Source organism: Kribbella sp. NPDC051952, from assembly GCF_040680855.1.
GTDB lineage: Bacteria > Actinomycetota > Actinomycetes > Propionibacteriales > Kribbellaceae > Kribbella.
Genome location: NZ_JBFAXQ010000008.1, coordinates 332913 through 341169, shown reverse-complemented (window position 1 = coordinate 341169; position 8257 = coordinate 332913). Strand labels below are relative to the sequence as shown.

The following is an 8257-nucleotide window of genomic DNA, read 5'->3' as shown; positions in this document are numbered from 1 at the left end:
CTCCGCAGCTGGGATTGTCGCCGTATGTCCAAAGTGCCACCCATGAAGGCATCGTCAATGTTCCGATCTGGATGTGGGTCAGCGATCCAGGGGCGACGACGACCGGTCCGCAAACCAAGCGGGCGGCGGTCGGCGGCGTCGCAATCGAGGCGACCGGGACTGTGGACCGGATTGAGTGGTCGATGGGCGCGGGCGAGACGATCACTTGCAAGGGAGCGGGTACGCCGTTCAGCCGCGCGATGGCCGAGGGCAAATCACTCAAGGACATACCGGCGTCGCCGACCTGCGGATACAAGTACCGGAAGACGTCACGCTGCGCGAAGTCCGGCAGCTACCAGGTCACCGCGACCGCGTACTGGAACGTCCACTGGACCGGCGGCGGGATGGAAGGCGACATCCCCCTCAACTTCAGCCGCTCAACACCCCTCAGAGTCACCGAGCTCCGCCCAGTCCTCGTCGACCCAGCCGGCGCCCCAGCAACGACACCACCCGCAACCCGCACTTGCTGATCGCGCGACAACCCGTCGCCCGCAGTTGCTGACTACACCACCACAGCCGGTCGTCAATCAACCGTTCACCGGCATCGCGATCGTCAGCGGACTAGGTGCCGCCGGCAACACCGGTCCACGACCACCATCCATCTGAGCAAGCATCTGCCTGATGCGTTCGCCTCCGGTCTTCCGAAGCTTTGCCGCGGATCGAGGACGAAGGCCGAGCGTTAGCGTGCGGTTCTCGGGCAGGTAGCGGGACGTTGGAGTGTCGCGTCGATAGATGCATGAGCTGCGAAGACTCGGGGAGTCTTGCCAGGACGCGAGGACGCGAGGACGCGAGGACGCCCGGACGCCAGGACGGGGATGGCGAAACCACTGTGGCAGGAGGACGAATGGTGTCTCGCTTGGACGCGGTGTGGGTCTCCACTTGGATTGCCCGTAGCGAGCGTCTGCGTGCGGCAACGCTGGCGCGCCCGGCGGTCTGAAGGTGCCGCGGCGGGCGGCTCAGCAGGTGGTGTTGGTGGGGGCGGCTTGGTGCGATCCGCCGTCGGGGTCGACGAGGACGGGGACGGCTTCGGCTATGCGGAGTTGGGTGGGGGCTTGTTGGGTCATGGAGATCTGGCCGGTGTCGCCGAGGGTGCTTTGCCAGGTGATGTTCCATTGGGCGGTAGCGGTCACCGGGTACTTGCAGTTCGGCAGCTCGCGGGACGTCTTCTTGTAGCGGTGCCCGCAGTCAGGAGAGTCCTTGACTTCCATGGACTTGTCGTACGGCGTCCCTGGGCCCGCGCACCGAATGGTGTTCCCGTCCCCGAGCGACCAGTTGACCGCCTTCACCTGAGCAGTAGCAGTAACAGTCAGCCCAGGCACACTCGCCGACCGCACAATCGGCCCCCAAGTGTTCTCCGTCTTATCCACCCAGAACCAGGCCGGCATATTCACCAACCCAACCTGCCCAACCCCAGGCGCCGTCTTAACAAGAGGCGGCGCCAACTGCATGGCCGCAATAGCCTGATACGCGAGGGTGACCGGATCGATCACCACGGTGTCAGGCCGTCCAGGCAGCCACACCCATTCCGTCACGAGATGCCGACCTTGGTCGTACCCGATCTCCCGCACACAAGCCCAAATGCTGCCGTCGGTGTGCCCTTTCCAGCGCGGGTCATTGGGCTGAGGTTGTGGCACTTCCCGGCGCATGTAGCACTGCTGGCTGTTCGACCAGTTACCGAGCTGCGTGTCGACGCATGCCTGCGCGGCACCATGGAACTCGCACACAGGCTTCGTTTTCTGGTCGTGCGTTCCAGCTTTTCCGGGCTTACCAGGCGTGGGTGTGGGACTCACGAGGCTGGTGGCGACCCATCGGCAGTAGCGGAGGGCACAGACCCATTCGTAGTTGGGACCTGGTGGTGGCGGCTTGTCGAGCGCCGACGCGGTGCTGCCACAACAGGCAATGACGCTGGCCAGAATCACCAAACCGATCAGGGCGAGTTGTCGAGGTCGACTCAGCATGTTCCGGAGTCCTTGTCGGAGATCAAGAACCACATCTTTGTCCCACCCGGAGCGGGTGGGGCATACACCAGACGAGACGCAAACTGGTGACGACGCCCGTTGTCGGGGCCTGTTGGTACCGGCTTACCGTCCTTTTTGAATCTGATGACCAGCTTCGAGCTGTCGAGGCAGTTGGTGAGCTTCACCTCTGGTTGTGCTCCGCCTGCATTCACTGACGTGACTGCCGTGCTGGCAACCACGGTCCTGCCGGTCTGATACCAGCCGCTACGCGTCATTGACCTGGCTTGATCGATGACGGTGATGATCCATTCCCCGCCGACGCCAGCCTTCTCGAGAGACGCACGATTCAGTGCGGCCGGGTTCGCGAGCGCTTGATCTACTGCCGCGGTGGCTGTCAGATAGCGGGCCTTGGCGGCGGTGATCGCGGTTTGTTGTTCTGGGGTCCAGGTTGGGGTGGACGGGGCTGTTGGGGTGGGGGTGCTGGTGGGGGGCGGTGGGGTTGTGTTGGGGTGGCCGGCCTCGGGGGAGCCGGTGCAGGCGGTCAGCAGGAGGAGGCTGAGCGTGGCGGCGGCTGTGGTCAGGGGTCGGCGGGTCATGCGAGGCGGCTCCGTTCGGTTGCGGGTGGTGTAAGGGTGTCATACGGAGGGTGTTCGACGGGGTGGGTTATCCACAGGCGGGCGGGGGTGGGAAATGGGTGGATGGGAGGATCGGGGTATGTCGCCATTGGGTCGTCGTCGGGGTCGGGTTGCGGGGCTGCGGGCGGGGGAGAAGGTGGTGGTGCCGCCGGAGGTGCATCCTTCGGGGGCCCGGGCGCCTCGGATTCCGGCGGAGTTGGTGCCCCGGCATGTGGCGATCGTGATGGACGGGAACGGGCGGTGGGCCAAGCAGCGCGGGCTGCCGCGGACCGAGGGGCACAAGGCGGGCGAGGCTTCGCTGCTGGATGTGATCAAGGGCGGGATCGAGATCGGGGTGAAGTACATCTCGGCGTACGCGTTCTCGACGGAGAACTGGGCGCGCTCGCCGGAAGAGGTGCGGTTCCTGATGGGGTTCAACCGCGAGGTGATCCACCGCAGGCGGGACGAGCTCGACGCGATGGGGGTCCGGGTGGTGTGGTCCGGGCGCAGGCCGCGGCTTTGGAAGTCGGTGATCGACGAACTGGAGTACGCCCAGGAGCGGACCAAGGACAACGACACGATCACCCTGCAGTTCTGCGTGAACTACGGCGGGCAGGCGGAGATCGCCGACGCGATGAAGTCGATCGCGGCGGAGGTTGCCGCGGGCAAGCTCAAGCCGGACCGGATCACCGAGAAGACGATCGCGCGGCACCTCTACGCCCCGGACATCCCGGAGGTGGACCTGTTCGTCCGCTCGTCCGGGGAGCAGCGGACGAGCAACTTCCTGGTCTGGCAGCTCGCGTACGCCGAGATGGTCTTCCTCGACACCCTCTGGCCGGACTTCGACCGGCGTGACCTGTGGCGTGCGATCGAGCTCTACGCCCAACGCGACCGTCGGTACGGCGGCGCCGTACCGAACCAGGTCGCCGGCCAGTAAGCCGAGCCGAACAGCTCCACGGTAAGTACGCCGACCCCACCGGGACCCGGCCCAGCAGGACCCCGGCCCACCGGGAACGCGGAGGACCCGTCGCACGTCTACGATCGTTGATCGCCCCCGACCGCACAACCGCACCGAGGAGCAAAGCACCGCATGGCCGACGAGCTGGAAGTTGCCTACCGCACCGGTCAGGTCACCATCGCGCTGGCCGATGCCCGGGCGACGCTGGATGCGGCCGGGCGTGGCCTGCAGGCGGACTCCGAGTTCGGCCGCGCGCTGAGCCAGCGGCTGGACGACGTCAAGGTGCTGAGCACGAGCGTGGAGGTGCTCAAGTTCCTGGAGAGCAACTCCAGGCAGGCCAGGAACGACGACGAGCGGAACACCGCGGACATGCGCCTGCGGGAGGGATTCCACTATGTTCAGGACGAGGCCGGTCCGATGATCGCGCAGTTCGGCGACATGCAGCAGGAGTTGAACGATCTGCGCAAGGACCTACCCGATCGGGCCGAGGCACTCGCGGACGGTCTGGCTCACCTGGACAAGCTCGAGCAGCTGACCGGCGGCGAGACCGAAGAGACCAAGAAGCTGCGCGGCGACCTGACCGGCCTCCAGAACCAGGTCAAGCTCACCACCGTCACCCTCAAGGAGATCGACGCCCGGCTGGACACTGCCCGGACCGCGGTCGGAAGGTTCTCGGTGGCCGAGCTGCCGGTCACTGATCAGGGCAGGCACTACGCCGCGGCGAGCAGCACCCGGCACGCCGTGAACAACGAGGTATTCGCGGCCACGCGCCAGGCGAACGCGCTGTCGCAGCACCTCACCCAGGTCCCAGCTGAGTCTGCAGCCGCGACGGCGGCCCGGGTCGAGACCGAGCGAGCGATCGGCGCAGGTCTGCCGCCCCGGCTGGCACCTGGCGACGAGATCGTCATCGACCAGACCTACAGCTACAGCGAGCGCGACGGGCACGGTCGCAGCAGTACCGTCAACGAGCTTTAACGCCCGGGGGACGGCAGCAGGCCGCGCTCGATTGCTACTGTGACGGCGCGCGTACGGTCGTCGACGTCCAGTTTCGCGAACAGGCGCTGGAGATGCGTCTTCACCGTGGCCTCGCCGATGAACAGTTCCCGGCCGATCTCCGCATTGCTGAGGCCGCGGGCAACAGCGGCGAGGACCTCGAGCTCACGGGGTGAAGGTTGTGCGGCCGCGGACGGTGCCGGCGTACGCAGACGTGACATCAACCGCGCCGCAACCGGTGGCGCGAGGACCGTCTCGCCACGTGCTGCCGCGCGAACCCCGTTCAGCAGCTCGGCATGCGGCGTGTCCTTCAACAGATAGCCCGCCGCGCCGGCCTCCACCGCGTGCAGGATCTCGGTGTCTGTGTCGTACGTCGTCAACACAAGCACCCGCGTGGACGGGTACTCCGGCACGATCGCACCCGTCGCGGCGACGCCGTCCATCCGCGGCATCCGCAGATCCATCAGTACGACGTCAGGACGCGTCGACTCGACCATCGCCACGGCCTCCTGACCGTCGCCGGCCTCGCCGACCACCGTGATGTCGTCGGTCGCCGCGAGCATCCCGATCAGCCCGGACCGCACCACCGGATGGTCGTCGACCACCAAGACCCGAATCACGCATCCTCCCCAGCAGGAATCAAAACCTGTACGCGCGTCCCGTTGCCCGGCGAGCTCTCCACCTGCACCGACCCACCCGACTCCTCGACCCGCCCTCGCATCGCGTTCAACCCGAAGCCACCGGACACGGCAGCCGGAGTGAACCCGGACCCGTCGTCGCGGATCTCGATCCACACCCCGCCGTCCGACAGCCCCAGCGTGATCCGCACCTGCGTCGCCCCAGCGTGCTTGCGTACGTTCGCCAGCGCCTCCTGCGCCGACCGCAACAACACCACCTGCTGCGCCTGCGGCAGCGCCGCGACCTCCTCATCCGGAAGATCCAGCGACACCTGTACGTCGACCCCTGTCTCGGCCGCGAACCGCTCGGCCTGCCGCCGCAACACCTCTGTCAACGTTGCCCCCGACAACGCAACTGGGGTGAACGCGGCAACCAATGCCCGCGCCTCGGCCAGGTTCTCCCGGGCGGTGTCCTCGATCGCCTTCAACCGAGCCGAGGCGTCGGCCGTCGCGCCACGGTCCAGCTCGACCGACGCTGCCTGCGACAGCATCACGATGCTCGTCATCCCCTGCGCGAGCGTGTCGTGGATCTCCCGCGCCATCCGCTCCCGCTCGGCCATCACGCCAGCACTGTGATGTACCTCGTTCAACTCGTCCCGGGCCGACTCGAGCTGCTCGATCAGCTCCGCCCGCTGCTGACTCTGGGTGATCACCTTCTCGATCCAGATGCCGAAGAGCAGGCTCACCACCAGGCTGACCAGCATCCACGGCAGGATCTCCCAGAACGCGTCCCAGCCCCACCCCGCACTCCACAGCTGCGCGGTGCCCACTCCGGTCACCAGCACCAGGCTGAGCACGGCCCCCTCGCGCACGTCCTGGCAGAGCAGCCAGATCTGCGCCGACGCGATGAACATCAGGAACACCGACTGCGGATACAGCCCGATCAGCACCATCAAGCAGGCGATCAGCACCAGCCGATAGGCGTACGACGGAACCCGCCGCCGGGACTGGATCGCGGGCCGGGCGATCAGCTGGTACGCCGTCCCGAGCACGACCACCGCGCCGACGAACACGATCTGCCGGGTCTGACTGAGCCCACCGGTGAACGACAGCACCAGCGTCGTCCCGAGCAGCACCCAGAACACGATGTGCCACCCGATCAGGGCGCGCGTCCACACAGGCTGGTCGATCGCGCCGGCAGAGTTCTCCACGGCGCCTATCTTCCTCCACACCAGGATCCAGACACGAGGTCCGGTCCAGACAGGGGTACGACGGTCCGCCTCGGAGAGCACGGTACGACGCCGGGCCGGAGCGGCCGACGTCGTACCGGGGAGCTCTTCCATCAGCCCGCGTCCCGGCGGGTCCAGCGGAAGACGCGCTGGGCGATGATCAGGCCGACCACCAGCCAGACCGTCAGGACGATCGCGCCGAGCCCGAGCTGCCAGGACCCGGCCGGCTCGGTCGCCTCGAACCCGGCCGGCAGGAACACCGACCGCATTCCCTGCGCCAGCCACTTCAGCGGGAAGACCGAGGCCACGCCGCGCATCCAGGCCGGCAGGCTGCTGTAGACGAAGTACACACCGGACATGAACTGCAGCAGCAGCACCACCGGGGTGACCACCGCGGACGCGGCCTTGCCGGACTTCGGTACGACGCTGAACGCGATCCCCAGTACCGACCCGGACGCCGTACCGAGCACAAAGATCCAGACGAAGTTGAGCCACTTGGCCGGGTCGGTCGGGATGTCCACGCCGAGCAGCAGCCCGGAGATCGCCAGCAGCAGCGCGAACTGGGCGATCGAGGTGACCAGGACCTGGCCGATCTTGCCGATGAAGTACGACTGCGGAGGCATCGGCGTACCGCGCAGCCGCTTCAGCAGGCCCTCGTCACGCTCGAGCGCGATGCTGATCGACAGCGACTGGAAGCTGCTCAGGAAGATGCCGGAGGCGATCATCCCGGGAGTGAAGTACGTCGCCGCGTTGACGCCGTTGAAGTCGGTGTCGCCGAAGACGGCGGAGAAGATGCCGAGGAAGATGATCGGGAAGAAGAAGGTGAAGATCAGCGCCTCGCGCTCGCGGAAGAACTCGCGGACCTCGAGCTTGGTCCGGGCCAGGCCCACCGACAGGGTCGAGGGCAGCGGCTTCGTAGTGGTCGTCGAGTGAGCCATCAGAGTGCTCCAGCTTCCATCGCAACAGCGGCAGGGTCGGCCGCGGAGGCCTTGCCGATCAGGTCCAGGTAGATGTCTTCGAGGCTCGGGCGGCGGACCTCGAGCTCGGGAACCTCGCCGCCGAAGCGGGCCATCAGTGCGGCCACCTCGGCCGAGGGCTTGTCGGTGCGCAGCTCGTGCGGTCCGTCGGCGTCGCTCCAGGAGACCCGCGCGGTCCGGGCTCCACGCCCGCCGAGCGTCTCCGGCGTACCGACCTCGATCATCTTGCCGTCCGCGATCACCCCGACCCGGTCGGCCAGGTGCTCGGCCTCGTCCAGGTAGTGGGTGGTCAGCAGGATGGTGGTTCCGCCCGTCCGCAGGTTCTCGATCAGGCTCCAGAACTGGCGGCGCGCTTCGGGGTCGAAGCCGGTCGTCGGCTCGTCCAGGAACAGCAGTTCCGGGTTGCCGATCACGCCGAGGGCGACGTCGAGGCGCCGGCGCTGACCGCCGGACAGCTTGCGCGGCCGGGTCTTGCGCTTCTCCTCGAGGCCGACGGCCGCGATCACCTCGTCGGGGTCACGCGGGTTCGGGTAGTAGCCGGCGTAGTGGTTGACCAGCTCCGACACCGTCGACTCGGCCTCGTCGCGCGAGGTCTGCAGGACGATCCCGATCCGGCTCCGCCAGAGCCGGTCGGCGTGTCCCGGGTCGCTCCCGAGCACGCTGACCTCACCCTCGTCCGCACGGCGATACCCCTCGAGAATCTCCGTGGTCGTGGTCTTGCCGGCTCCGTTCGGCCCGAGCAGGGCGAAGACCTCACCCCGATGGATGTCCAGGTCGACCCCGTCGACGGCCACCTTGTCCGAGTACCGCTTCACCAGGCCCCGCACCCTCACTGCGTTGTCTGTTTCCATGTCTCAACTTTCCCGCCCAGG

8 protein-coding genes and 1 pseudogene are annotated in these 8257 nt (G+C 67.2%); 3 read left to right on the top strand and 6 right to left on the bottom strand.

Annotated elements, in window-relative coordinates:
- A pseudogene (locus AB0L70_RS18280) lies at window positions 1-509 on the top strand (hypothetical protein); the annotation flags it as partial.
- A 486-nt stretch (window positions 510-995) separates the two neighbouring features.
- On the opposite strand, the gene AB0L70_RS18275 reads toward AB0L70_RS18280, so the two are convergent.
- Window positions 996-1997 (bottom strand): hypothetical protein, encoded by a 1002-nt coding sequence (locus AB0L70_RS18275; RefSeq protein WP_363685378.1) that lies wholly within the window; start codon window positions 1995-1997, stop codon window positions 996-998.
- The gene (locus AB0L70_RS18270; protein WP_363685376.1) at window positions 1991-2593 is read right to left on the bottom strand and encodes a hypothetical protein; all 603 of its coding nucleotides are present in this window, start codon (window positions 2591-2593) and stop codon (window positions 1991-1993) included. The genes AB0L70_RS18275 and AB0L70_RS18270 overlap by 7 nt, the downstream gene beginning before the upstream one ends.
- A 118-nt stretch (window positions 2594-2711) precedes the next feature.
- On the opposite strand from AB0L70_RS18270, the gene AB0L70_RS18265 reads away from it, so the two are divergent.
- Together AB0L70_RS18265 and AB0L70_RS18260 are read left to right on the top strand one after the other, a co-directional pair.
- Window positions 2712-3548 carry an isoprenyl transferase gene (locus AB0L70_RS18265; RefSeq protein WP_363685374.1) on the top strand — a complete coding sequence of 279 codons (837 nt, stop codon included), beginning with the start codon at window positions 2712-2714 and terminating at the stop codon, window positions 3546-3548.
- Window positions 3549-3701: 153 nt separating this feature from the next.
- Complete coding sequence (locus tag AB0L70_RS18260; protein ID WP_363685372.1) at window positions 3702-4544, top strand: hypothetical protein; 843 nt, start codon at window positions 3702-3704, stop codon at window positions 4542-4544.
- Here the strand turns inward: AB0L70_RS18260 and AB0L70_RS18255 are convergent.
- From AB0L70_RS18255 to AB0L70_RS18240, 4 genes are read right to left on the bottom strand one after another with little or no spacing between them, the layout of a single operon-like run.
- Window positions 4541-5182, bottom strand: coding sequence for a response regulator transcription factor (locus AB0L70_RS18255; protein ID WP_363685370.1), 642 nt, complete (start codon window positions 5180-5182; stop codon window positions 4541-4543). The two genes, AB0L70_RS18260 and AB0L70_RS18255, sit on opposite strands and share 4 nt — an antisense overlap.
- Entirely contained in the window at window positions 5179-6522 is a 1344-nt protein-coding gene (locus tag AB0L70_RS18250) for a sensor histidine kinase (RefSeq protein WP_363685368.1), read from the bottom strand. The genes AB0L70_RS18255 and AB0L70_RS18250 overlap by 4 nt, the downstream gene beginning before the upstream one ends.
- Window positions 6522-7346 (bottom strand): ABC transporter permease, encoded by an 825-nt coding sequence (locus AB0L70_RS18245; RefSeq protein WP_363685366.1) that lies wholly within the window; start codon window positions 7344-7346, stop codon window positions 6522-6524. The genes AB0L70_RS18250 and AB0L70_RS18245 overlap by 1 nt, the downstream gene beginning before the upstream one ends.
- Window positions 7346-8236, bottom strand: coding sequence for an ABC transporter ATP-binding protein (locus tag AB0L70_RS18240; RefSeq protein ID WP_363685364.1), 891 nt, complete (start codon window positions 8234-8236; stop codon window positions 7346-7348). Before AB0L70_RS18240 ends, AB0L70_RS18245 begins: the two co-directional genes overlap by 1 nt.
- Window positions 8237-8257 lie beyond the last annotated feature (21 nt).